This is a genomic window from Dissulfuribacter thermophilus, from assembly GCF_001687335.1.
Classification (GTDB): domain Bacteria; phylum Desulfobacterota; class Dissulfuribacteria; order Dissulfuribacterales; family Dissulfuribacteraceae; genus Dissulfuribacter; species Dissulfuribacter thermophilus.
Genome location: NZ_MAGO01000008.1, coordinates 47,652 through 70,156, shown reverse-complemented (window position 1 = coordinate 70,156; position 22,505 = coordinate 47,652). Strand labels below are relative to the sequence as shown.

General features: G+C 42.8%; 18 protein-coding genes. 17 read left to right on the top strand and 1 reads right to left on the bottom strand.

Translation table 11 applies throughout. From position 1 onward, the window contains the following. Window positions 1–76: 76 nt before the first annotated feature. From DBT_RS08075 to DBT_RS08065, 3 genes are all read left to right on the top strand, one after another. Window positions 77–3,073 (top strand): EAL domain-containing protein, encoded by a 2,997-nt coding sequence (locus DBT_RS08075; RefSeq protein ID WP_067618946.1) that lies wholly within the window; start codon window positions 77–79, stop codon window positions 3,071–3,073. A 197-nt stretch (window positions 3,074–3,270) separates the two neighbouring features. Next, complete coding sequence (locus tag DBT_RS08070) at window positions 3,271–3,612, top strand: cupin domain-containing protein (RefSeq protein ID WP_067618943.1); 342 nt, start codon at window positions 3,271–3,273, stop codon at window positions 3,610–3,612. A 19-nt stretch (window positions 3,613–3,631) separates the two neighbouring features. Then, on the top strand, window positions 3,632–4,840 hold the full coding sequence (locus DBT_RS08065) for a radical SAM protein (RefSeq protein ID WP_067618939.1): 1,209 nt from the start codon (window positions 3,632–3,634) through the stop codon (window positions 4,838–4,840). Here DBT_RS08065 and DBT_RS08060 read toward each other — a convergent pair whose 3' ends face one another. Further along, window positions 4,841–5,425 carry a type I restriction enzyme HsdR N-terminal domain-containing protein gene (locus DBT_RS08060; protein ID WP_067618936.1) on the bottom strand — a complete coding sequence of 195 codons (585 nt, stop codon included), beginning with the start codon at window positions 5,423–5,425 and terminating at the stop codon, window positions 4,841–4,843. Between the two features lie 144 nt (window positions 5,426–5,569). Here DBT_RS08060 and DBT_RS08055 point away from each other — a divergent pair, with 144 nt between their 5' ends. The 14 genes from DBT_RS08055 (at window position 5,570) to flgC (ending at window position 22,278) form a co-directional block, all read left to right on the top strand. Then, entirely contained in the window at window positions 5,570–6,172 is a 603-nt protein-coding gene (locus tag DBT_RS08055) for a flavodoxin family protein (protein WP_141674253.1), read from the top strand. Continuing rightward, the gene (locus tag DBT_RS08050) at window positions 6,169–6,753 is read left to right on the top strand and encodes a D-sedoheptulose-7-phosphate isomerase (protein WP_067618933.1); all 585 of its coding nucleotides are present in this window, start codon (window positions 6,169–6,171) and stop codon (window positions 6,751–6,753) included. The genes DBT_RS08055 and DBT_RS08050 overlap by 4 nt, the downstream gene beginning before the upstream one ends. Further along, a complete protein-coding gene (locus DBT_RS08045) occupies window positions 6,753–7,697 on the top strand; it encodes a GSU2086 family protein (protein ID WP_279614871.1) in 945 nt (314 codons plus the stop codon). Before DBT_RS08050 ends, DBT_RS08045 begins: the two co-directional genes overlap by 1 nt. Window positions 7,698–7,842: 145 nt before the next feature. Beyond that, window positions 7,843–8,070 carry an FmdB family zinc ribbon protein gene (locus DBT_RS08040; protein ID WP_067618927.1) on the top strand — a complete coding sequence of 76 codons (228 nt, stop codon included), beginning with the start codon at window positions 7,843–7,845 and terminating at the stop codon, window positions 8,068–8,070. Then, window positions 8,030–8,998 carry a hydroxymethylbilane synthase gene (gene hemC, locus DBT_RS08035; protein ID WP_244155335.1) on the top strand — a complete coding sequence of 323 codons (969 nt, stop codon included), beginning with the start codon at window positions 8,030–8,032 and terminating at the stop codon, window positions 8,996–8,998. The genes DBT_RS08040 and hemC overlap by 41 nt, the downstream gene beginning before the upstream one ends. Beyond that, window positions 8,985–10,514, top strand: coding sequence for a uroporphyrinogen-III C-methyltransferase (gene cobA, locus DBT_RS08030; RefSeq protein ID WP_067618921.1), 1,530 nt, complete (start codon window positions 8,985–8,987; stop codon window positions 10,512–10,514). Before hemC ends, cobA begins: the two co-directional genes overlap by 14 nt. Next, complete coding sequence (locus DBT_RS08025) at window positions 10,511–11,941, top strand: sensor histidine kinase (protein WP_067618918.1); 1,431 nt, start codon at window positions 10,511–10,513, stop codon at window positions 11,939–11,941. Before cobA ends, DBT_RS08025 begins: the two co-directional genes overlap by 4 nt. Then, the gene (locus tag DBT_RS08020; RefSeq protein WP_067618917.1) at window positions 11,931–14,072 is read left to right on the top strand and encodes an ATP-dependent helicase; all 2,142 of its coding nucleotides are present in this window, start codon (window positions 11,931–11,933) and stop codon (window positions 14,070–14,072) included. Before DBT_RS08025 ends, DBT_RS08020 begins: the two co-directional genes overlap by 11 nt. 10 nt (window positions 14,073–14,082) lie before the next feature. Beyond that, entirely contained in the window at window positions 14,083–14,424 is a 342-nt protein-coding gene (locus DBT_RS08015) for a histidine triad nucleotide-binding protein (protein WP_067618915.1), read from the top strand. Next, window positions 14,411–17,437 carry a 1,4-alpha-glucan branching protein domain-containing protein gene (locus tag DBT_RS11790; RefSeq protein WP_083186710.1) on the top strand — a complete coding sequence of 1,009 codons (3,027 nt, stop codon included), beginning with the start codon at window positions 14,411–14,413 and terminating at the stop codon, window positions 17,435–17,437. Before DBT_RS08015 ends, DBT_RS11790 begins: the two co-directional genes overlap by 14 nt. 251 nt (window positions 17,438–17,688) lie before the next feature. Further along, on the top strand, window positions 17,689–20,013 hold the full coding sequence (locus DBT_RS08005) for a tetratricopeptide repeat protein (RefSeq protein WP_161939938.1): 2,325 nt from the start codon (window positions 17,689–17,691) through the stop codon (window positions 20,011–20,013). Beyond that, window positions 20,010–21,380 (top strand): sigma-54 dependent transcriptional regulator, encoded by a 1,371-nt coding sequence (locus DBT_RS08000; protein WP_067618906.1) that lies wholly within the window; start codon window positions 20,010–20,012, stop codon window positions 21,378–21,380. Before DBT_RS08005 ends, DBT_RS08000 begins: the two co-directional genes overlap by 4 nt. Beyond that, entirely contained in the window at window positions 21,377–21,835 is a 459-nt protein-coding gene (gene flgB, locus DBT_RS07995; protein ID WP_067618903.1) for a flagellar basal body rod protein FlgB, read from the top strand. Before DBT_RS08000 ends, flgB begins: the two co-directional genes overlap by 4 nt. Then, a complete protein-coding gene (gene flgC, locus DBT_RS07990; RefSeq protein ID WP_067618901.1) occupies window positions 21,835–22,278 on the top strand; it encodes a flagellar basal body rod protein FlgC in 444 nt (147 codons plus the stop codon). The genes flgB and flgC overlap by 1 nt, the downstream gene beginning before the upstream one ends. Window positions 22,279–22,505 lie beyond the last annotated feature (227 nt).

Below are 22,505 nucleotides of genomic sequence, written 5' to 3'. Positions count from 1 at the left end.
CGAGTAGACTACCACCGAAAAGATAATAGAAAAAACTGTTCTTATTTTCTTATTAATATAATGTGAAGAGGAAGAAATGGCTGATATCAAAGATCTCGACACTATCCTGCGTGAATTAAGTAAGTTTAGACAAAGCGAGGAGAGACTGCGGACACTGTTCGAGGCGACACCAGATGTAGTATGCTTTAAGGATGGTGAAGGACGATGGCTTGAGGCCAATTCAGCCTATTTGAGTCTTTTTAGGCTTGAAAACATTGATTTTAGAGGAAAACGGGATTCAGAACTGGCCCAATATTCACCACATTTTAAAGATGCATTTTTGACCTCTGAGAAGATTGACGAAATAGCCTGGAAAAGGGGTAAGCTTACACGAAGTCAAGAATACATTTCCTGTCCAGATGGGGAAACACTGGTATTCGACGTCTACAAAATTCCAATCTTTAATCCAGATGGCTCTAGAAAAGGCCTGGTGGTATTTGGCCGAGATGTTACTGAACTAATCAGAGCTCAAGATTCGCTTAAGAGTCAAGGTCGCCATTTAGAGGTAATAAATGCCATTCTTTCCCTGGCCTGGGAAAACATGCCTCTTAAAGAGCGGATGAAAAGGATCTTGAAGACGATATTTACTATTCCGTGGCTATCTTTTGAGTCAAAAGGGGCCATCTTTTTATATGATCACAAGAGTAGATCATTAAAGCTCTTTGTCCACAAGGACCTTGAAGAAAAGCTCCAGCACATATGTGAAGAAATTGAACTCGGAAAGTGTATTTGTGGACAGGCCGCTTTAAAACGGGAGATTATTTTTTGCGATCACATCACCAAAGAGCACGATATCAGGCATTCAACCATGCCTGATCATGGTCATTATGTAGTTCCCATTGAATTTAAAGGTGAATTACTAGGTGTACTCTGCCTTTATTTTCAAGCCGGTCACAAAAAAAATGATGAAGAGCTGAAGTTCCTCGAGACTCTATCAAAGGTGCTCGGACAGATTCTTTCTTATGAAATTAATAGAAAACATATGGAAGATGCCCTGAAGCGCAGCAAAACTCATCTAGTAAATGCACAGCGACTTGCAAGGTTAGGGAGTTTTGAACTCAATCCAGATACAGGGCGCATAATATGTTCAGAAGGACTATTGAGGCTCATTGGTAAAGAGACCACAGATCCGGAGATAAAACTAGATGAGTTTTTAGAAATTATCTGCGAAAAAGATAGAAAGACCTTTCTTGAAGCTATTCATAGAGTTTGGGAAAAAAGAGAGCCTTTAAGTCTGGATTTAAAGATAAAACCAATTGGACACGTTCAAGTCAAACAGATCCATTGTGAACTTGTCTTTTCACCTTCTATTGAAGGAGGATCCCAATATATAACTGGTACTATTCAAGATGTTACAGCCCTTAGACATAATGAAAAGCAGTTAGAACTTGCTACGAAAATATTTGAAAACAGTATAGAAGGTATCACCATAACAGATAAACATGGAACCATTTTAATGGTGAATCCAGCCTTTTCCAGGATTACTGGTTATAGCCCAGAAGAAGTGATTGGAAAGAATCCTCGGATCCTCAAGTCTGACAGGCATAGCCCAGAATTTTATAAGAAGATGTGGGATGACATTCTAGAAAAAGGCCAGTGGAGTGGGGAAATATGGAACAGGCGCAAAAACGGTCAAGCCTATCCAGAACATCTGACCATTACAGCCATAAAGGATTCAAACGGGGAGATCACTAATTACATTGCACTCTTTCACGATATTTCAGAGATAAAAGAGATGCGAGAGTCCCTAGATTTTCAGATAAATTATGATGCTCTTACTGGTCTAGCGAACAGGCAACTTTTTACAGACAGGTTGAACTTGGCAGTTAGGCATGCACAGAGTCACAATGAAAAACTGGCTATCCTTTTATTTGATATAGACGACTTTAGGCTCATAAATGAGGGCATAGGTTACAATGTAGGCGACAAGATACTCCAGGAAATGGCCAGGCGCCTCACAAAATGTATTGGAAGAAGTGATACTGTAGCCCGCCTTGGTGGAGATGAGTTTGCCGTATTCTTGGATTCACTTTCAAATAACGAAGATGTGTTGAATCTATCAAAGAAAATATTAGAGGCTATGGCCAACCCCTTTAGGATTGGAGATCACAATATTCGATTGACCATTAGTATGGGGGTAACGTTTTTTCCATATGACGGGAGAGAAGCTGAAGAGCTAATAAAAAATGCCGAAATTGCCATGTATAAATCAAAAGAGCATGGGAAAAATGCCCTCCATATATTTACTCCACAGATGAATGAAAAGATCAAAAGACGGATTCAGCTCGAAGAAAAACTCCATAAGGCACTGGAAAATGAGGAGTTTCGAATATTTTTTCAGCCAAAGATCAACATCAAATCTGGAAGGATTGAGGGGGCAGAAGCCCTCATTAGATGGCAAAATGACCAGGGCGATCTTGTTTCTCCTGGTGAATTCATTTCAATTGCTGAGGAAACAGGCCTCATAATATCAATTGGTGAATGGGTGCTCGAAAAGGTCTGTAGCCAGGTAAGATTATGGAGACAACAGGGTATAGACATACATGTGGCAATAAACCTTTCACCACGGCAGTTTAGGGATAAGGAACTCGTTAAAAAGATACACAGGGTCGTTAGCTCAAATGGTATTCCTGCTGATTGTATTGCTCTGGAGATAACAGAAGGTGTGGTTATGGACGACGAAGAGAATGCCATATCACTGTTAAGACGATTTAAAGAGATTGGGATTAGATTGTCCATGGATGATTTCGGCACTGGCTATTCGTCTCTCTATTACTTGAAACAATTTCCCATAGACGAATTAAAGATCGATAGGTCTTTTGTAATGGGAATTCCTGACAAGCAGGATAGCAAGGCCATCACCACGGCCATAATTTCCCTTGCAAAGAGTCTAAGGCTGGAAACAGTGGCTGAGGGAGTGGAGACTGAAGAACAACTTGAGTTCTTAAAAAGACTCAATTGCGATATGGTTCAAGGCTATCTCTTTAGCCCACCAATCCCTGCTGAGGAATTTACTAACCTAGTCAAGAAGTAGTCTTTTTCCTTAACACGAAAGTCTTGTTCACTGTTTGGGTGAGACATCAATTTAAATTATAGTTAAGATAAATTGTGATTTTTTTAATTATCCTTTTATTCTGGATTATAAGTGCATTATTTTGAATAATATGCTAGATATTATACTCTAATCGGTCGCATTAAATCATTAAGAATCGCATTAAGGAGGTCTTTGACATGGCATATTTTTTTAAAAAGGATTCTATGGAATTTAAACCTCATCCGCGTTTTAAAGGAGTGGGATTCCTGCCATTAATTGATAAAGCCCAGGACCAGGGACTTAGTGTTTCAATGCTCGAAATTGAGCCGGGTATTGAGATACCTATTCATATTCATGAAACCCAAGCAGACTCCATTTATGTTCTTTCAGGAGAGGGCCAGGCCTTTGTAAATGGCGAGTGGCAGGCTATATCAGAAGGAGACTATATACTGGTTCCATCAGGTGAAGAACACGGAGTGAAAAATACCGGAAACCAGGTGTTAAAACTATTTATAGTCCACGTTCCACCACTTTTTTAGGGCCTCAAGCTCTTATTAAGTGAAGGTATTTTCAAACCGTAAGGGTAGATCAGACTTTGATTCCTATTCTCATGTAGTATTTCGGGGCATTTATCATGAATGTGTTGAAGATGGTATTAGATACATCTTAGATCTGGCTGGTAGACTAAAATGGATTTTCATTGAGTCGGCTTCAAATATTTTTGAGGCCGGCTATCTATTCAGGCAGACCATAGGTGGAAAGTGGCTGTATTACGACGGATCATTATACTCAGAGGCATATAGTCTGTGTGGAAGGCATTATGTGCCTGTAGCACTGGATCTCGGACAGCTTGCAGAATATAGCCATGAAAAGGCCTTGCTCAATAAGGCCTTACGCCATTGGGATAATTGGACGAAGTCCTCTTCACCAACTGTAAATGGGACGAGTGTGTTAGACACGAGAGGACTTTCCAAAATGGCCTTTGAGCTCAGAAATATATTAAAGGCTACCATACCGGTCATTCCTCCAGAGACAATATTCGTAGACTATGAGGTGTGGCCAGTAATAGTCTCGGAAGGCTGTAGGGCAAACTGTAAATTCTGCTGCGTCAAGACTGGCAGCGAATTTAGGCAACGCTCATATACCGAAGTCCGCCAATCCATAAGAGAGACCAAATCCTGGTTCGGGCCAGAGGCAGTCAATTTTTCATCTATATTTTTGGGGCAAAACGATGCCTTGTCAGTCCATATAGATCTACTGGCCAATACAGCAGCCACTGCCTTTGGCGAATTTGGAAAAGATGGATGCTTTTTTAAGGAAAAGAGGTTATTTCTCTTTGGAAGTCCTACCTCTATTTTGGAAAAGAGCCTTTCTGAATTCAGACAGTTGGATGGACTCCCTTTTGATAGAATACACATAAATGTTGGTATTGAATCACTAGACGAGGAAACATTGGAAATCATTGGACGGCCCTTCAAATTGTCAGATGCACAGTCTGCACTTAATAAAATTAATCAAATTCACAGTGAAACAAAAAAAATTGAAATTGGCGTCAACTTCTTGCTCGGTGAACACACAGGCGCTAATCACCTCAAATTCCTTTTAAAATGGCTATCAACCGCCAACTATATGGGAAAAGGCTATGTTTTCGTCTCGCCTATGGTAGGGAGCAATTGGGGCTTTGGAAGGATAAAAAGAACGGTCCTTGACTTAAAATCAGTCTCCAAGATCCCGTTATTCATGTATATCTTGGTACCTTTTCTTTAGTTAACCCTCTGGTGCTCCTGGCAGGGGACATGGAGCCCCGGCGCAACAGACCTCTACGTCATAGGCATTTAAGATCCTAAGTTCCCTTTCTCTTTTTTCCTCTGGAAAAGGTTCAGGCCAATAGGTGCTTAAGAGCTCCTTTGCCTCTGATTTTTCAGGGATGGCCTCAAGGCCTTCGCCTATCTTCTTGCCCCTTTGTGTTTCCAAGATGACCGCATCTTGCCCATTGGTTACAACTGCCAATGGAATCCTGGTGTCTGGTAAAAGCACCCTTGCCGCCGCAATGGCCGGTCTCTCTCTTGTGACGATTGACCCTGGGCCATATCGTACGATCATAAAAGGGGTGCCTTCATATTGGACGAAAAAATCAATAGTTGAGACCACGAAATTTCCGGCAAAGAGTGTTTCAATCTTTTTTCGTGGAGTTATGTCATGCCGTGACCAGCCTTTTTTCTCTACTAACAATCGTGCTATGGCCTGCCGAAAACGTTCGTCGTCTGTGTCTAGGATTTCATCTCCAGTGATGAAATCCTTTAAGGTGCCATAGATGAGATGGTGTGTGGGAATATCCTTTTTGTCTTTCATTTTCCAAAAGTATTTTACCCCCAATTTTGATATCGAAAAAAGGGATTTTAGACTTTAAACATTTGATGATATGCTTTAGGTATGTGAGGCGTTTAGTCTGATTTGGATTTAGGACTGTTTTTGTAAAGGGAGGCCAAAAGAATAGTGAAAAGACTCCTTGCATTTATGGGGTCTCCACGGTTTGGAGGCAATACGGACATCTATCTCAAGGAGGTTTTAAGTGCTGCAGAGGCCAATGGCGCCTCAATAGAGAAGATAAACCTCTATGGGATTGACATAACCCCATGTATAGAATGTGGGGGATGTGATTTGACAGGGGTGTGTGTCCTCAATGACGATATGAGAGACATTTATAGGAAGCTCGATGAAGCAAATGTTATAATTGTGGCCTCTCCGGTATTTTTTTACAATGTATCGTCTAGGACTCAGGCTTTGGTTGAAAGGTCTCAGGCCCTTTGGATTAGAAAATATGTTTTGAAAAAACGTTTAGCCAATCCTCATAGGAGGGGGATCTTTGTCTCTATTGGGGCAACAAAGGGGAAAAAGCTCTTTGATGGAGTACTAATGGTTATGAAATACTTCTTTGATGCCATTGATTGTCCCTTTGAAAGGGCCTTTCTTTACAGGAAAATAGAGAAAAAAGGTGAAATAAGACAACGTAAAGAAGTCCTTGAAGAGGCAAGAGTCCTTGGTATGCGCTTGGCAAAAAATGAAGATTTATCAGAGCTTGGAGTGGAAACACCATGAGTTGGAAACGAGATCTCTTAAATAATTCCAGAGATGCATTGATAGAAATCATCAACCGCACATTTAATGGGGAGGCCCAGAAGGTTATTGAGCTGGGAAAGGCGTACGTTAATTCTTTTAGAAGGGGAGGGAAGCTCCTTACATTTGGAAATGGAGGAAGTGCTGCAGATGCTCAGCATTTGGCAGCGGAGTTTGTTAATAGGTTTAGGCTAGATAGATCTCCTCTTCCTGCAATTGCCCTAACCACTGATACAAGTGTGCTTACAAGTATTGGAAATGATTATGATTTCAATGATATTTTTAAAAAACAGATAGAGGCGCTTACAACTTCAAATGATATAGTCCTTGGAATCAGTACAAGTGGCCAGAGTCCCAATGTGATCCATGGTCTTAAGGCAGCAAAGGCCCGTGGGGCGTATACTGCCCTATTGGCTGGGGCAGGTGGAAAGGCGATGGAAGATGAATTTGATCTTGTAATAGCCGTTCCAAGTACAGAGACCCCTAGGATTCAGGAGGTCCACCTTTTTCTAGAGCACCTTTTCTGCGATATAGTGGAGCAAATGCTGTTTGGAGAGGAATAGTGATCAAACCAATAGACCTTAGTAGACTCAGGACTACTTCCCTCTATGATAGGCCAAGCAAGGTGGAAATTGGTGATTTCTCAAAGCCTCCTAAAGGGGGGATGAGCTTCAAGGAGTTTTTAGAAACGCTTCCCAACATGCTGGCTTCAAAGGATTTGAGGGAATTTAGCAAGGCTGTAGCCCAGGCGAGAAAGGAGCGCAGGCATTTTATCCTTGCAATGGGGGCACATGTCATAAAAGTTGGCCTAAATCCAATCATTATTTCCCTAATGGAAAAGGGCATTATTACGGCAATCGCCCAAAATGGGGCATGTCTCGTCCACGATTTTGAACTTGCAGCTGCGGGAAAGACCTCTGAAGATGTCCAAGCATCCCTTGGCCATGGAGACTTTGGGAATGCCAGGGAGACAGGAGAATTTTTGAATGAATGCGCACGTTTTGCGCATGAGTCAGGACTTGGCCTTGGTGAAGCCGTTGGAAAGGCCCTTTACCAAGGGGATTATCCGTACAAAGAGCTTAGCATTGCCTATAACGCCTATAAATTCAATATTCCGCTTACTGTCCATGTTGCCATGGGAACAGACATTGTTCATATACATCCGTCTTGTGATGGCGCAGCCATCGGAGCAGCTAGTCACATGGATTTTAGGCGATTTGCAGCACTCATAGCCCAGCTAGAAGGTGGGGTATTTGCAAATGTTGGTTCAGCGGTCCTCCTACCAGAGGTGTTTTTAAAGGCCTTGACCCTTGTTAGAAATCTAGGGCATAGGGTGGAAAGGATTGTCACTGCCAATTTCGATTTTATTCGTCACTATAGACCAATGACCAATGTAGTCCACCGCCCAACTCTTTGTGGTGGCCGCGGATTTAACTTTACAGGACACCATGAGATTATGATCCCGCTACTTGCAGCAATGATCATGGAAGAACTAGTGACCTTATAAGTATTTTCACTTCCCTATCTAATGAAAAGGTGTTATTTTAGCTGCACGTATATGACTAAAATAGACACTCTCAGTAGAGAAAATTAGATCTCTCATAATACTTAACGCTTAATATTTATCGTTTATAACGATTTAGGAGGACAAGATGCCAATTTATGAATTTGTCTGCGAGGAGTGCGGTGAAGAGTTTGAAGAGCTCGTACTTGGATCAAAAAAGGATGTGGCATGTCCCAAGTGCTCTTCGAAAAAATGCACAAAAAAGATGTCGTGTTTTGCTTTTAAATCTGGTACCCAGTTTGTAGGGACTGGAAAGAAGGCATCAAGTAGCTGTAGTGGTTGCACCAGTTCTAGTTGTAGCTCGTGCGGAGGATAGAGAATTGATACTTCGCCTTGGAACGAGAAAGAGTAAGCTGGCTTTAACTCAGAGTAACTGGGTTAAGCAGGAGATAGAAAAGAGATTTCCTGATGTCCAGGTAGAACTCGTAAAGGTAACCACCAAAGGCGACAAGATCCTTGATGTCCCTTTGGCAAAGGTCGGAGGAAAGGGGCTTTTTGTTAAGGAAATTGAAGAGGCCCTTTTAGATGGTAGGATAGACTTTGCGGTTCACAGCCTAAAAGACGTCCCCACAGAACTCCCCCAGGGGCTAGAGGTTTCAGTGTTCCCTGAGCGGGAAGACCCGCGAGATGCCCTGATTGCCAGGGATGGGAAGGGCCTAATGGAGCTTCCTCCAGGGGCTAAGGTGGGAACTAGTAGTCTTAGAAGGATGGCTCAGCTTAGGGCTGTGAGACCTGACCTCGTCATTGAATCTCTACGAGGCAATCTTGATACTAGATTGAATAAACTTGATGAAGGGCATTTTGACGCCATAATCTTGGCTGCTGCTGGGCTGAAACGCATGGGACTCTCAGGCAGAATAACAGAAATCATTTCTCCAGAGGTCCTACTTCCAGCAATAGGCCAGGGGGCATTGGGAATAGAATTTCGAAGCGAAGACCATGAGACGAGGAGGATCCTTTCTAGCCTATCTCATGAGGAGACAACCATTAGAGTTAGGGCAGAGAGGGCCTTCCTAGCACGTCTTGAGGGTGGATGTCAGGTTCCAATCGGAGCCTATGCCACAATTGAAGGAAATGAGCTCACATTAGAAGGCCTGATAGGTGATGAGGATGGCAAAAAGATCCTTCGCATGAAGAAAATGGGCTCAGTTGATGATCCGGAGTTCATTGGTGATGAGCTTGGAAAGGAAATGCTCGACGCAGGAGGAAAAGAGATTTTAGAGGCAGTCTATGAGGGAAAATAAGAAGGTAGGATTTGTATATCTTGTTGGAGCAGGCCCTGGAGATCCAGGGCTTTTTACCTTAAGGGGAAAAGAGGTATTAGAGCAGGCAGAGGTGGTCATTTACGATAGGCTCGCAAATCCCAGATTACTAGAGCTTGCTCCTGATAATGCAGAATTCATTTATGTTGGGAAAAGATCTGGAAAACACACATTTAACCAGGATGGCATAAATAAGATCATCCTGGAAAAGGCACTCACAGGCAAAATTGTCGTCCGTCTAAAAGGCGGAGATCCCTTTATCTTCGGTAGAGGTGGCGAAGAGGCAGAGATACTCGTAAAGGCTGGGGTCCCGTTTGAGGTTGTCCCTGGGGTGACAAGCGCAATAGCTGTGCCAGCATATGCTGGAATACCACTTACCCATAGGTCCTATACAGCCTCAGTTGCATTTATAACCGGGCATAGAAGTTGTGAAAATGAGGCTGATGTCGATTGGGAAGGTCTTGCAAAGGGAGTAGGTACCCTGGTTTTTTTGATGGGAGTGACAAATTTGCCAAAGATTGCGGAAAATCTCATTCGATTCGGAAGATCCCCTGATACCCCTGTAGCTGTGATTAGATGGGGAACCACTCCAGATCACTTTTCAATAGACGGTAAGTTGAGCAATATTGCTGAAAAGGTCAAAGAGGCTGGTATAAGGCCACCAGCAATTGTTGTAGTAGGAGAAGTGGCGGCCTTGAGAAATGAATTAGCATGGTTTGAAAAGAGGCCACTTCTCGGAAAAACTGTCCTTATCACTAGGTCAAGAGGCCAGGCAAGTCTTTTGCGAGATCTTCTTGAAAGACGGGGTGCCAAGTGCATTCAGTTTCCTGTGATAGAGCAGGTCCCACCACAAGATACGTCCGGCCTTGACGAATCAATAAAAAATATTGGACAATATGATTGGATAATCTTTACAAGCGTAAATGGAGTTAAATTCTTTTTAGATAGGGCTAAACAACTAGGTAAGGATCTTAGAATACTAGGTGGCGTTAAGATCGCAGTTGTGGGTAAGGCTACTTCAAAGTATCTGGAAAATCTTGGTATTGTGCCAGACCTCATACCACAGAAGTTCCAGCAAGAAGGCATATTGGAGGCATTTGGAAGACTCGAAGACATCAAAGGACAATCTGTCCTATATCCAAGGGCTGGGGTGGTTAGGCCCAACCTTGAACAGGGGCTTAAGACCCTCGGCCTCAATGTAAACAGCGTTGTCACCTATGAGACCAGACCTCCAAAGTTGAAAGAAGAAGAGATATCTCAATTGAGAGACGCCAATGTGGATTGCGTTATTTTTACCAGTTCCTCAACCGTGGATAATTTTATGAAATTGTGCCCAAAAGATATTGTAGACACTCTACTTGACAGGGCAAAGATAGCCTGTATTGGTCCTATAACCAGAAATAGTGTTGAGCGCTATGGATTCACATGTGCCATAGAACCTGAATGTGCTACCATAGAGGCTCTGGTCCAGGAGATTGAAAAGGCCTTTAACACATGAGCATATATTGCCCAACAGATCCGCCGAGTCTTGCTACAGTTCTTGCTCGTATTCGCAAGAAAAAAGAAGATTATGCACGATATAATTTTACTCAGACTCAAGGCCGGGCGCTTAGGGCATTTTTTGATCTTGCACAGGAATTTGAGACCTTGGAGAATTTTTACAGGGTCTCTGTGTTTGTGCCCAAAGAATTTTTGGGTGTAGATACCTGCCTTTATCTTGTTTCCCCTGATTCTGGTATGCTTGAAGTCATTTGTGATTCAATGAATGGTTTGGAGATTTGTGGGATGCCTGTTCCAAAGGGGATCGAGATTAGGGATCACTCCTATGAGATAAATGATTCTTTTGTGGCACCCATTAAGGGAAACAGACGACTTTTTGTACAGCATCCCATCCAGAAGGCGAAAGACGTAATAGGGATGTTTGAGGTGTTTCCTCTCTCTAGGCTAGATGAAAAAGACAAACTCTTTTTTGAAAAGTATGCCAATAGAATTGGATACAATCTACACTATAAACTCATTGTAAAGCAGAACGTAGAACACATTAAGTTCGTCAATACCCTTGTAGCAGACATAGAGCACAATGTTTTGGTCCCAAACATGCGTTACAAGGTCTTTTTGAATAGCTTTAATAAGAAATTGAAAGAGGCAAAGGATATTCATGCAATCTTAAAGGGAAAGATTGATGAGCACAGGCAAAAAGGTTGTCCTCATGTGAAGGAACTCGAGTCAGCAGAAAAACGTATGCTCGCCCTGTATAATGATCTCTTGGCCCAGTATCAAGAACTAGAAAAACACTATCAAAATACCAGTCTCTTTTTAGAGAGTTTGCTGAGACGAGACCACTTTGAAAAGGGACACTTGGTTTTAAGACGCCGTATGTGTAGATTCAAAAAAGAGGTTATCGATCCTCAACTGGAACGTTATCGTGCCCGCCTTGAGAGGCGTGGTATTAGGATCGATGATCTTATGGGAGGTATACCAGAGGAAGAAGACATACCCTTAATGGTGGATGTTGGGCTTATATCACAGGTATACGCAAATCTTTTTTCCAATGCGGAAAAGTATTGTAAGGAAGTCCTCAATGAGCAGGGACAACCAGTCAAATTTATCGCTTATGGTAGGGAGATCATAAATGACTTCTTTGGTCCTGGGAAATCCGGGATCAAATTTAATGTCTTTACAACTGGTCCCCACATACCTCCAGAATATGCCTCACACATTTTTGACGAGGGATTTAGGACTCCTGATGCCCAAAAAGAGACAAGAGGCGTGGGCCATGGTCTTCATTTTGTGAAAAAAGTAATTGAGGTTCATGGTGGTGTTGTTGGTTACGAACCAGTCAAGTTGGGAAACAATTTCTATTTCATATTACCCCTTCACATGGCTATTAAGGAAATGGGTGGTTGTCAATTAGATGGGTATTAAGGATTTGAGCCAAATAGATTTTAACGAGCACCTAAATCCAGAACAATTTGAGGCAGTAAATACGCTCTATGGACCAGTACTTGTGATTGCCGGTGCCGGCAGCGGAAAGACTAGGACCCTGGTCTACAGAGTAGCTCGTCTAATTGAAGAAGGAGTAGACCCTGAGTCCATTCTTTTACTGACATTTACCAGGAAGGCCGCTCATGAAATGTTAAAAAGGGCCAGTGAACTCGTTGGGCCCAAATCACATCTAGTGAGCGGAGGCACGTTTCATTCATTTTGTTATTCGCAGCTCAGGACATATTGCAGGGTATTAGATTATCCATCTAATTTTACAGTACTTGACAGACGTGATATTGAGGACATCCTTGGTCTATTGGCCGAGGAATTGGGTTTGAAAAAGGAGACGGCACGATTTCCAAAAAAGAGTGCCCTTGCATCGATCTATTCGAAAAAGAGAAACTGCATGAAAGACTGTCTCTGGGTGCTAAAACGGGGATATGCACATCTCACTCACCTAGCCCCAATCCTTGAAGCACTCTTTGATGCCTACCAGAAGTACAAAAGGCGCCATGCCCTAATGGATTACGATGACCTTTTGATTAACTGGAAGACGATTTTGAAAAATTACCCAGAGATCCAAGAGGCAGTCTCTCGAAGATTCAATTTTATAATGGTGGATGAATACCAAGACACCAATAGGGTACAGGCCGAACTCGTACGCCTTATGGCCTACACCCACGATAACGTAATGGCTGTGGGCGATGATGCTCAGAGTATTTATTCCTTTAGAGGTGCAAATTTCAAGAATATTCTTGAATTTCCAGAGCTTTTTCCTGGGACACGAATAATAAAACTCGAAAAGAATTATAGGACTCACCAGCCCAATTTGGATTGCACCAATGCAATAATTGCAAATGCCCAGGAAAAATTTGCAAAACGGCTGGTTGCAGTAAGATCTGGTGGTAGAAAGCCACTTTTTTACGAGGCCCTGGATGAAAATGATCAGGCAGAATTCGTAGTAAGCCGCATAAAGGATTTCATTTTAAAAGGGGTGGAGCCTTCGGAAATTGCCGTTCTCTTTAGGGCCAGTTTTCATTCCTTTCAGTTAGAGGGGCTATTAAATAGGTACGGGATCAAATATGTGAAGCGAGGAGGACTCAAACTCCTTGAGGGCGCACATATAAAAGACCTCCTGGCGTTTTTGAGAATCATTTTGAATCCAGTGGACAGGCTGTCTGTATTGAGGGTATTTACCCTGATTCCAGGGCTTGGAGAAAAGGGGGTTCAGAGGATATATGAGGCTATGATAAAGGTAGATGACCCCCTAAAGGCAGTTGCCGAATTTAAAACGAAGGCAAAGTGGCATCAGCCTCTTAAAGAACTTGTTCATAGGCTTTTAGCAATAAAGGAAAAGGATCTTGGTTTAAGCGATCTACTAAAAGGGCTCACATCTATATATGAACCCTATCTTACAGATAGGTTCCCGGACGATTATCCAAGACGACTGCAGGAATTAAACGAGCTTTCACTCATTGCAGGGGCATTTGAAGATCCAGGAGAATTTTTGACTGAGGTAGCCCTTGATCCGCCTGATGAGGAAGAGACCTATGGTAAGGGCGATGCAGTTTGTCTGAGCACTATTCATTCTGCCAAGGGCTTGGAGTGGAAGGTGGTATTTATTATCTCCCTAGTGGAAGGCCGTTTCCCGTCTCCTATGGCCTTGGAAAGAGATGAGGACCTCGAAGAAGAAAGAAGGCTCTTTTACGTGGCTGCGACTAGGGCAAAAGATGTCCTGTATTTTGTGGCTCCAAGACTAGTGAATGTCTCCGGCGGGGGGGTAGTCCCTGGAAAGCGCTCAAGATTTCTCGATGAAATTCCGCCAGGTCTATTTGAGATTTGGGGGAACAAATCCAGGCGTTTTAATACACCGGGAAAACAAGAGCTCACAACTCCTGAACCTGTAAAAGTGGGAGGAAATGGCTTTAGGGTCGGATTAAGGGTAAGACACCAGGTATTTGGGCCAGGAACCATAACTAAGGTCATCGATAATGAAAAGGTGGCCATTGATTTTGATGTGGTAGGGTCCAAGATAATAAACACTCAGGTAGCCAAACTTTCTAAGATCTGAGGAGGTCCTCATGGCCGGAGATTGTATTTTTTGTAAGATAATTTCAGGGCAGGTCAAGGCAGAGTTTGTCCATGAAGACGATGAAATCGTCGCATTCAAGGATATACACCCCCAGGCCCCGGTTCATCTTCTTATAGTTCCCAAAAAGCACATACCTACAATCAATGCCCTGGAAGAGGAGGATGCCCCTCTGGTGGGTAAGATGGCGATTGTGGCAAAGACCCTTTCCAAGAAATTTGGCATTAATGAGAGCGGATATAGGCTTATCTTTAATGTGGAAAGAGGAGGAGGCCAGCTGGTATTTCATATACATCTTCATTTAGTAGGTGGTTGGAAAAATGTTAAAAAGTAATTTTTTGTCTATTGAGAAGACCGACGGACCTATAAGGTTAAAGACCGCAGGTGACCTTCTTCTAGTCCAATGGGACATTGATGTCCTTAATAGGGTAAATTTTCTTGAAGAAGATCTATTTTTGCGTCTTAGGGCGGAGGATGGAAAGTTTTACCATGAAAAGCGTGTCTCTCATCTGTTGAGTGCTGAGTGCATCTTGCCAGACACGGCCTCACTTATCCATGTGGAGTTGTTTTCAAAAAAGAAGATTGGCCTGAAAATGCGTTCCTCCTTTTATTATACTCCAGGGGTTACATTGATCTCTGAGAATGAACGGCGTCATCACCTTTTCTGGAAGGATATAGACTGGAAAGGGCTTAAAGATGAGGTCAAGGTAGAGGCAGGACTAGATTGGGAAAGGGACATTGACGTATGCCTTCACATAAAGAGATGGCCTGATGAAGTGGCTAGATTCCCTCTTGAAGAGTATGTATCTCCAGGGATTACAGACAACTTTCTAATTTTAGGCAGTCTCAAGGAGGTGGCGCTCGAGGTTTGGACCAAGGGAAAAAAGGGAAGAGAGAGATTTTTAAAAGAAATTGTTGCCATTGGATTCGATCCTGGGCCAAGAGAAAGCCGTATCTGTTCTACTTCATTTAGGTATCCTGGAATTTTTAGTTCCATCAGACTTAAAAGAGAGGTGTGGGAAGGGGATACTGTGCAACTTAGGGCCTTTTGGCGCATTAAAGACAGTGACTGGACCAGAATTAACGATGAAATACTCGATCCCAAAGGGCTCAGTTGGGACGATGTATACTTGTCAATAAGGCTTTTTCAAGTTTCAAATGGAAACTCGATAGAATTGATGCCTGAAGAAGAAAGGGAAATCATTCCAGGCACATCAGACTGGCTATTTACTGGGCTCAAGCGTGGAAATACCTATAAGGCGACCCTAGTATTGAGGCAGCGAGGGATACGAGGTGAGCTATGGAGTCTACTTGAATCAAATCCCGTTTCTGTCCCATTTGAAGAAAATCGTATTACACTGATGCCAATTGATGAATCCAGGATTTTTGCATATTGGCATATTGACCAAGACAGTCTTCCAGAATTATTGGCCCCATTACAGGAAAAATGTGGCAAGGTAAAGACATATATTAAAATTTATCATGAATTTGCAGGCGAGTTGCATCATCATCCAGACAAGGATGTTGAGGTTCACCTCGGGCTTCATGACAACTGGTATCTGAACGTTGACCCGGACAAGGTATACCGAGCTGAGATCGTTGCAGTTTCAAACTACGGTGAAGTAGTCTCTTTATCTCCGATTTCAAATCCGGTTCAAACCATGCGAAAAGATACTGGGACCCTTCCAATTGAATTCAAAGAGGTGCAGTTGAAGATAGATCACCCAACCTTGAGGCCGCTTGATTCCAAGATGGATATCCCAAGGTATTCAAAGGGTCTTCTGATACTCCATTTACATGCGCATCTGCCATATTTGAGGAGAAGGGTTTCATATGGCACATCAGGGGTGTGGCATCCTCTAGGGTTTCCTGAAGAGTGGTATCATGAAGCAGTGCGCGAGACTTATGTCCCACTCTTGCTGATTATGGAAAGGCTTCGAAAAGAAGGGGTGGACTTTAGGCTATCAATTGACATATCGCCAACCCTTTCCAACATGATGCGCTGTTCCATGTTGCAGGACGAATTCCTGCGTTATATGGATGCGCACATAAGTCTTGCCCGTCTTGAGATTGAGAGGACCAGACGACAGGCCCCCCAGTTTCACGACACTGCATGGATGCATCTAGAGCGTTTTATTGACGTTAGAAACTGCTTTTTAAGATATAACTGTGATCTTACTAGGGCTTTCAAGGAGTTTCAGGATCAAGGTTATCTTGAGATATCTACATGTGCTGCAACACACGGTTTCCTGCCTTTTTATACAATGACGCCAGAAGGGTTGAGGCATCAGATTCAGGTTGCAGTCAAGGATTATGAAAATACCTTTGAGAGGAAGCCAAATGGAATATGGCTCCCAGAGTGTGCCTATACCCCAGGAATAGAACAAGTTTTGGAAGAGGTAGGACTTCACTATTTCTTTTCAGAGTCCCACGCAGTGTTAATAGGGGATTCACCGAGCGCCTTTGGTACCCATGCCCCGGTCTTTTTAAAGGGGAGTAATGTTGCCTGTTTTGCCCGTGATCCAGAGACCGGCAAACAGGTGTGGAGTGGTGACGAAGGTTATCCAGGTGATCCTGATTATCTGGAATTCCATATAAAAGGCGGCCCACTCAAGTACAATAGGATAACGTCTAGATCCAGTGATCACAAAGAACCCTATGTTAGGGCCAGGGCCATAGAGCGGGCTGCTCAGCATGCGCAGCACTTTATGGAGGCAAGGAATTTTAAATTCAATTACATACAAAATTGGTTTTGGAAAAAGCCGTTAGTTGTTGCCATGTATGATGCCGAATTATTTGGACATCACTGGTATGAGGGCCCTGAATTTCTGTATTTCCTATTGAAGAAGCTCTATTATGACCAAAATGAGACAGAACTAATAACGCCATCGGCGTATTTGAATCGCTATCCTAGGAATCAGGATATGCATATCACTCCATCGTCTTGGGGAGACAAGGGCACATTTGACAAGTGGATGTATGGATCAGTCTCCTGGATGTACAGGCATGCCCACGAGGCCTTAAGGGAGTTTGAGGCGATGGTCCAGGATCTCAAATCTAGATCTGAAGAACCTTACGAAACAGTATCTATTCGAAAAAGGATCGTTAAGCAGGCTGCCAGAGAGGCCCTTCAGGCAATGAACAGTGACATAGCTTTTGTCATATCAAATGGTCATTTTGTGGAGAATATGAAAGAACTCTTTTTTAATTCTCTTGAGCGTTTTTGGAAGCTTCATTCCATGTATTGGAATTTTACAGAAGAAAGGGACCTAGAGGCCAAGCTCCTCAGAATGGAATTGGAAAATCCCATCTTTGCAGAGGCTCTGAGTGAGAATTTTGAGTTTTGAGTTGGAGGAAAAACTTGCCGCTCCTCGAATATAGCTCGTGCCCGCATTTTTTTATGCTGCGGGGTGTCAACAATAATTGACATGAGGGTTTAGTTAAGTCAAAAAAATGACAAGGCTTCAGATCTAGACGCTTTTTCTTCAACTCAACACTCAAAACTCAACACTCAAAACCCAAACAATCCCACGGTTTCAAGTGTGTCCTAGGTTCAGAATGAGAGAGGGTTGGCATCTTTTTTGCTGTTTTTATGGGCATGAGTCAGTTTTCTAAAAAGACCCTATTAGCAATTGTTTTGGGGATTTTTTTATATTGGCCGTGTCCTGGCCTTTCCCAGGCAAAAATGACGGCAATAGAGCTACAGCAGGCACATGAGGCCTGGAAGAGGATTGTCCCTACCATTAACATCTATTGGAAAGAGGTGGAGGAAAGGCCTTTTGCTGCTAAAAAGACAGCGTGGCAGATCATAGATCTATTAAAAAGATTCATTGTAGATTATCCACAGGCGAAAGAGGTCCCTGAGGCCTACTATATCATTGGAAGTGCGTATAAACAGGTGGGGTTTATCCCGGAGGCCATATCCCACTGGAGAATAGTGGCAAAGGAGTTTCCAGATAGTAAATGGGCTGATGAGGCCCTTTTACAAATCCTCCTTTATTATGATGAAACAGGCAAGATAAACAAGAAACACACCTTTTTAAAAGAGATCATTCGTCAATATCCTGACACCACTGCTGCCAAGGCAGCTTGGGTGGCTCTTGCCCTCGATTCTTTGAAAAAGAAAAAGAACGTAGATTTTATCGAAAGAGAGGTAAGGCGTCTTGAGGCGGCTGATCCCAACGTATTTGTCAAGGTACCTATGTACCTTGAGTTGAAGGCAAGGCTAGCATCTTTAAAGGGTGATGAAAAGAGCGCCATTGATTACTGGATGCACTTTTTGAATCTTACTGTGTCAAGAGAGAAACAGGCAGCAGTTCTCTTTGAGATTGGTGAGGCATATAGAAGGCTTGGGGATCTACTTAAAGCAAGAAAATACTATGCCCTTTGTGCAAGGGATTATTCCAAGTTCAGTTATGCGTTGTTTTCACGTTTTAGACTCGCTCAGATAAGAGAAAGAGAAAGAAAGATCACTCCTTGGAGTAGATACAAGGGCTATAGGGATGAATCCTCAGCCATGATCTATGATCGTATTCTGCGGCAATTTCCAAAGCATTCGATAACCCAGGAAGTAGAGTTTGAGTATGCATTGCTAAAATTTGAAAGAGGTGATCTGCCCGGAGCACTTAAACTAGTTAAACGTTTCTTTAAAAACAGTCCCAATGGTGCGCTAAGGGAGCAATTTTTGGAACTTTCCAAGAAAATTCGGGCTAGGATGATAGCGGAGAAAAACTCCACGAGACTTAGGGAGAACCTAACGGCCTGTCTGAGCGTTTTGAACGACAGAGCCTTAAAAAATGTAATGCCAGGATTTGATGATACTGCTAAAGCCGTATGGAAAAAGATTATAGAGGACCTGACTAGAAAAGGAGTCTATGATCAAGCGCTTTTAGAGACAAAGAAGCTCCTTGAGAAATTTCCATCTTATAAAGATGGAAGGAGAATGTGGCAACGTATTATCCAATCTCTTAACGAAAAAGGAGATTATGTTGCAGCCATTAAAGAGGCAAAAGCCTTTAAGGATAGATTTCCAAGGGATGAGGGTGTCAAAAGATTTTCTAACTCATTGAGAAAAGAGGCACTGAACAGCTATTTTAAAAAGCTTTTGAAGGATGAAAGGCCACTTGTGGTCCTAGATTTCTTTTATTCAAAAGGGGATCTATTTAATGACATTTTGGACCGCAATCACTTGGTTAGTGTGGGGATGGCCTGGAATGAACTTGGTTGCCCTGATGAGGCAGGTCTTTTTATGGGAAAGGCATTTTTTAGCCGAGGCAATACCCCGACAGACTACGATCTACTCTTAAAATGGGCTGAAGCATCGTTGGAGACAGGGGACTTCAATGGATTAGGACAGATAATTTCATACCTAGACAGATTTCCGCAGGGAAAGACTGATCCCAGATATCTACACCTAAAGGTCTTATATGAACAAAATAAGGGGAATTGGGATCAAGCATATAATTTGTCATCTCAAGGGCTTAGCAATTCTAAAAAGAGCAATGAAAGAAAACTCTTGCTTCAAGACTTTATCAAATCCAGTGTTCATTTAGGCTTGTGGGATGTTGCAAGGGATGCCTTTAGGGAATTGGATCCACTTTTAAATGATTCAGAAAGACGTAGCCTCATGAGTCAATGGGCTGACACTGCTTTTGACATGGGGGCCTATGAAGAGGCATTTTTGTTCTATAACCTCCTCCTAGAACTAGACCCAAAACAACCAGATGTGCAGGCAAAGATGGCGCTTTGTCTCCTGAGACAGGAAAAGCTGGATAGTGCATCAGGGGTGCTTAGGGCACTCAGCACTGAGGAGGGATCCTTGTGGGGAGATTCGGCAAAGGCAATCCTAGGGAATGAAGAATTTTGGAAAAAGGTTCCTTCTACAATAAAAAATGACTTAAAAAGGGGTGCACAGGGAAAATGAAGGGAAATGATCCAGTAAAATTGCTGCTTTTAATGAGAGACACCCAATCACGGCTTATGCTTCAGGATTCATTGGAACCCCTAGGTATTGTCGTCATACCTTGTGATGATGAAGAAAAGTTTTTTGAACTCTCTAAAAGTGGGGATTTTGATCTCGCCATAGTTACCCACGGAAAGTCAGAATTTCATGCAGACAATATGCTTCGAAAGGCATCGGCCTTTCAATCAATGCCTGTAATAGTATTGGCAACAGAATGTAGCATCGAAGATGCCATAAGGATAATGCAGGCAGGAGCTGAAGACCTCGTTTTGCATCCATGGGAGGAACAGACTTTAAAGGTAGCTATTGAAGGGGCCCTCATCAATTTCCCCTTGAGGCAAAAAAAGAGTTTACAAAGGCTTAGACAAAAACAAAGGAATATTGTCTGCAAGAGCCCAAAGATGCTAAAAGTCCTTGAGATTGCAAGGAGTATAGCTCCAAGCAAGGCATCTGTACTAATTCAGGGTGAAAGTGGTACGGGAAAAGAACTCCTGGCTCGATTCATACATCAGGAAAGTGACAGGAGAAATGGGCCTTTTGTTGCTGTAAATTGTGCAGCATTACCGGATACACTTCTGGAAAGCGAACTTTTTGGCCATGAGAAGGGGGCTTTTACAGGAGCGGTTACTAGAAAGAAGGGTAAATTTGAGCTGGCAGACAAGGGGACAATTCTACTTGATGAGGTCACTGAGATGGCAGTTTCCCTGCAAGCAAAGCTTTTGCGAATATTGCAGGAGGGTGAAATAGACAGACTGGGAAGCACCTCTCCAGTTTCTATTGATGTGAGGGTAATTGCCACAACCAATAGAGACATAAAGCAGGCAATCAGTGAGGGTAAATTTAGGGAAGATCTTTATTTTAGATTAAATGTCATTCCTTTGACACTACCTCCTCTGAGGAGCCGTACTGAAGATATCCCACTCCTTGCAGAGCACTTTTTAAAGGAGTTTTCCAAAGAGTATGGAAAAGTTGGACTGATTTTTGCTAACAATGTTATGGAAGAGCTGATGTCAAGAAGATGGCAAGGAAATATTAGAGAACTTCGCAATATTATTGAAAGGGGAGTTCTTCTTGCAAGGGGGCGTGAGGTTACTTTGGAAGATCTATTTTTTGATGAAAACGAAGTGAATCAATCTGAAGGCATAAGTGAAGGATCAATGGCTTTAAATGATATGTTCAACCTTCAGGATGTTGAAAGGGAGATTATAAAAAAGGCCCTAGTGAAGACTGGTGGCAATCGCACCCATGCAGCCAAACTTCTTGGTATCAGTGTAAGGACACTTCGAAACAAGCTTTCAGAATATAGAAAAATGGGGTTAGTACTATGAAGGGACTCTTTGGAAAGGGGTTTAACATCCTAGAAAAGGCAATCAGTGTTAGAACTAAGCGAAATGCAGTATTGAGTGCAAACATTTCCAACGTCGATACCCCTGGCTATAAAGCCAAAGACATTCCCTTTGAAAAGGTCATGGCCCGATACCTTTCAAAGGAACCCAAAGGGCTTGAGCTTGCAAAGACCAACTCCGTCCATCTACCTAAAAAACCGCCTGTTTCAAGGACCCATCCTGAACATCTGCCAAAGGTGAATGAGGAAAAACTTTCCCAGTCTGATGAGGGAATAATAGTCGAGTCTGAGGAGAGAGGAACACCCAATAACGTGGATTTAGACATAGAAATGGCAAAGTTGGCAGAAAACAATCTTCAGTATCAGGCAACACTTCAAATTTTGATTAGAAGACTTGAAGGCCTAAAAAATGCAGTGACAGAAGGAGGTAGGCCATAATGGATTTACTTACAGCTATTGAAATCAGTGCCCGAGGGCTCTCTGCTGAGCGCACTAGAATCAACATTGCATCCATGAATCTTGCAAATGCCCATGTGACCAAGACCATAGATGGAGGACCATACAGGGCAAAATCAGTGGTATTTGAGTCGGTACCTCTAAAGAGAGAGGAAACTAGTTTTGATTCCGCCCTGGATAAGGCCTTGAATAAGCTTCAAGTGGTTAAGGTTGCCAAGGTTGTGGACAACCCTGAGCCTTTTAAAGAGGTATATGACCCTTCTCATCCAGATGCAGATGAAAGGGGAATTGTAAGGCTCCCTAACGTAAATGTCATTGAGGAGATGGTGGACCTAATGAATGCAGCTAGGGCCTACGAGGCAGGAGTTACAGCAATGAATACTGCCAAACAGATGGCCCTTAAGGCCTTAGAAATAGGGAGATAATCCCAAATTATGCACTGCGAAAGAGAGCAAAAAATGAATTTTCTTTTTATATCAACTAGTTGCTCTGTTGGAAGCGTTTGCTTCACATTCACCTTTTTGGTGAAGCAATATTCCTGCTGTTTTTGCCCTCTTTCGCAGCCCTACGGGATTGGCGATTTCGCCCAATCTGCTTTGTTGCTCGGGGCTCGAAGTACCTAAGTACGTCTTCGCCCCTCGCGCCTCGCATC

Bases quoted from the DNA above. Each gene is read 5' to 3' on its own strand.
- DBT_RS08075 (WP_067618946.1), top strand. From the start codon at position 77: ATGGCTGATATCAAAGATCTCGACACTATCCTGCGTGAATTAAGTAAG.
- DBT_RS08070 (WP_067618943.1), top strand. From the start codon at position 3,271: ATGGCATATTTTTTTAAAAAGGATTCTATGGAATTTAAACCTCATCCG.
- DBT_RS08060 (WP_067618936.1), bottom strand. From the start codon at position 5,425: ATGAAAGACAAAAAGGATATTCCCACACACCATCTCATCTATGGCACC.
- DBT_RS08050 (WP_067618933.1), top strand. From the start codon at position 6,169: ATGAGTTGGAAACGAGATCTCTTAAATAATTCCAGAGATGCATTGATA.
- DBT_RS08040 (WP_067618927.1), top strand. From the start codon at position 7,843: ATGCCAATTTATGAATTTGTCTGCGAGGAGTGCGGTGAAGAGTTTGAA.
- cobA (WP_067618921.1), top strand. From the start codon at position 8,985: ATGAGGGAAAATAAGAAGGTAGGATTTGTATATCTTGTTGGAGCAGGC.
- DBT_RS08025 (WP_067618918.1), top strand. From the start codon at position 10,511: ATGAGCATATATTGCCCAACAGATCCGCCGAGTCTTGCTACAGTTCTT.
- DBT_RS08020 (WP_067618917.1), top strand. From the start codon at position 11,931: ATGGGTATTAAGGATTTGAGCCAAATAGATTTTAACGAGCACCTAAAT.
- DBT_RS08015 (WP_067618915.1), top strand. From the start codon at position 14,083: ATGGCCGGAGATTGTATTTTTTGTAAGATAATTTCAGGGCAGGTCAAG.
- DBT_RS11790 (WP_083186710.1), top strand. From the start codon at position 14,411: ATGTTAAAAAGTAATTTTTTGTCTATTGAGAAGACCGACGGACCTATA.
- DBT_RS08005 (WP_161939938.1), top strand. From the start codon at position 17,689: ATGAGTCAGTTTTCTAAAAAGACCCTATTAGCAATTGTTTTGGGGATT.
- DBT_RS08000 (WP_067618906.1), top strand. From the start codon at position 20,010: ATGAAGGGAAATGATCCAGTAAAATTGCTGCTTTTAATGAGAGACACC.
- flgB (WP_067618903.1), top strand. From the start codon at position 21,377: ATGAAGGGACTCTTTGGAAAGGGGTTTAACATCCTAGAAAAGGCAATC.
- flgC (WP_067618901.1), top strand. From the start codon at position 21,835: ATGGATTTACTTACAGCTATTGAAATCAGTGCCCGAGGGCTCTCTGCT.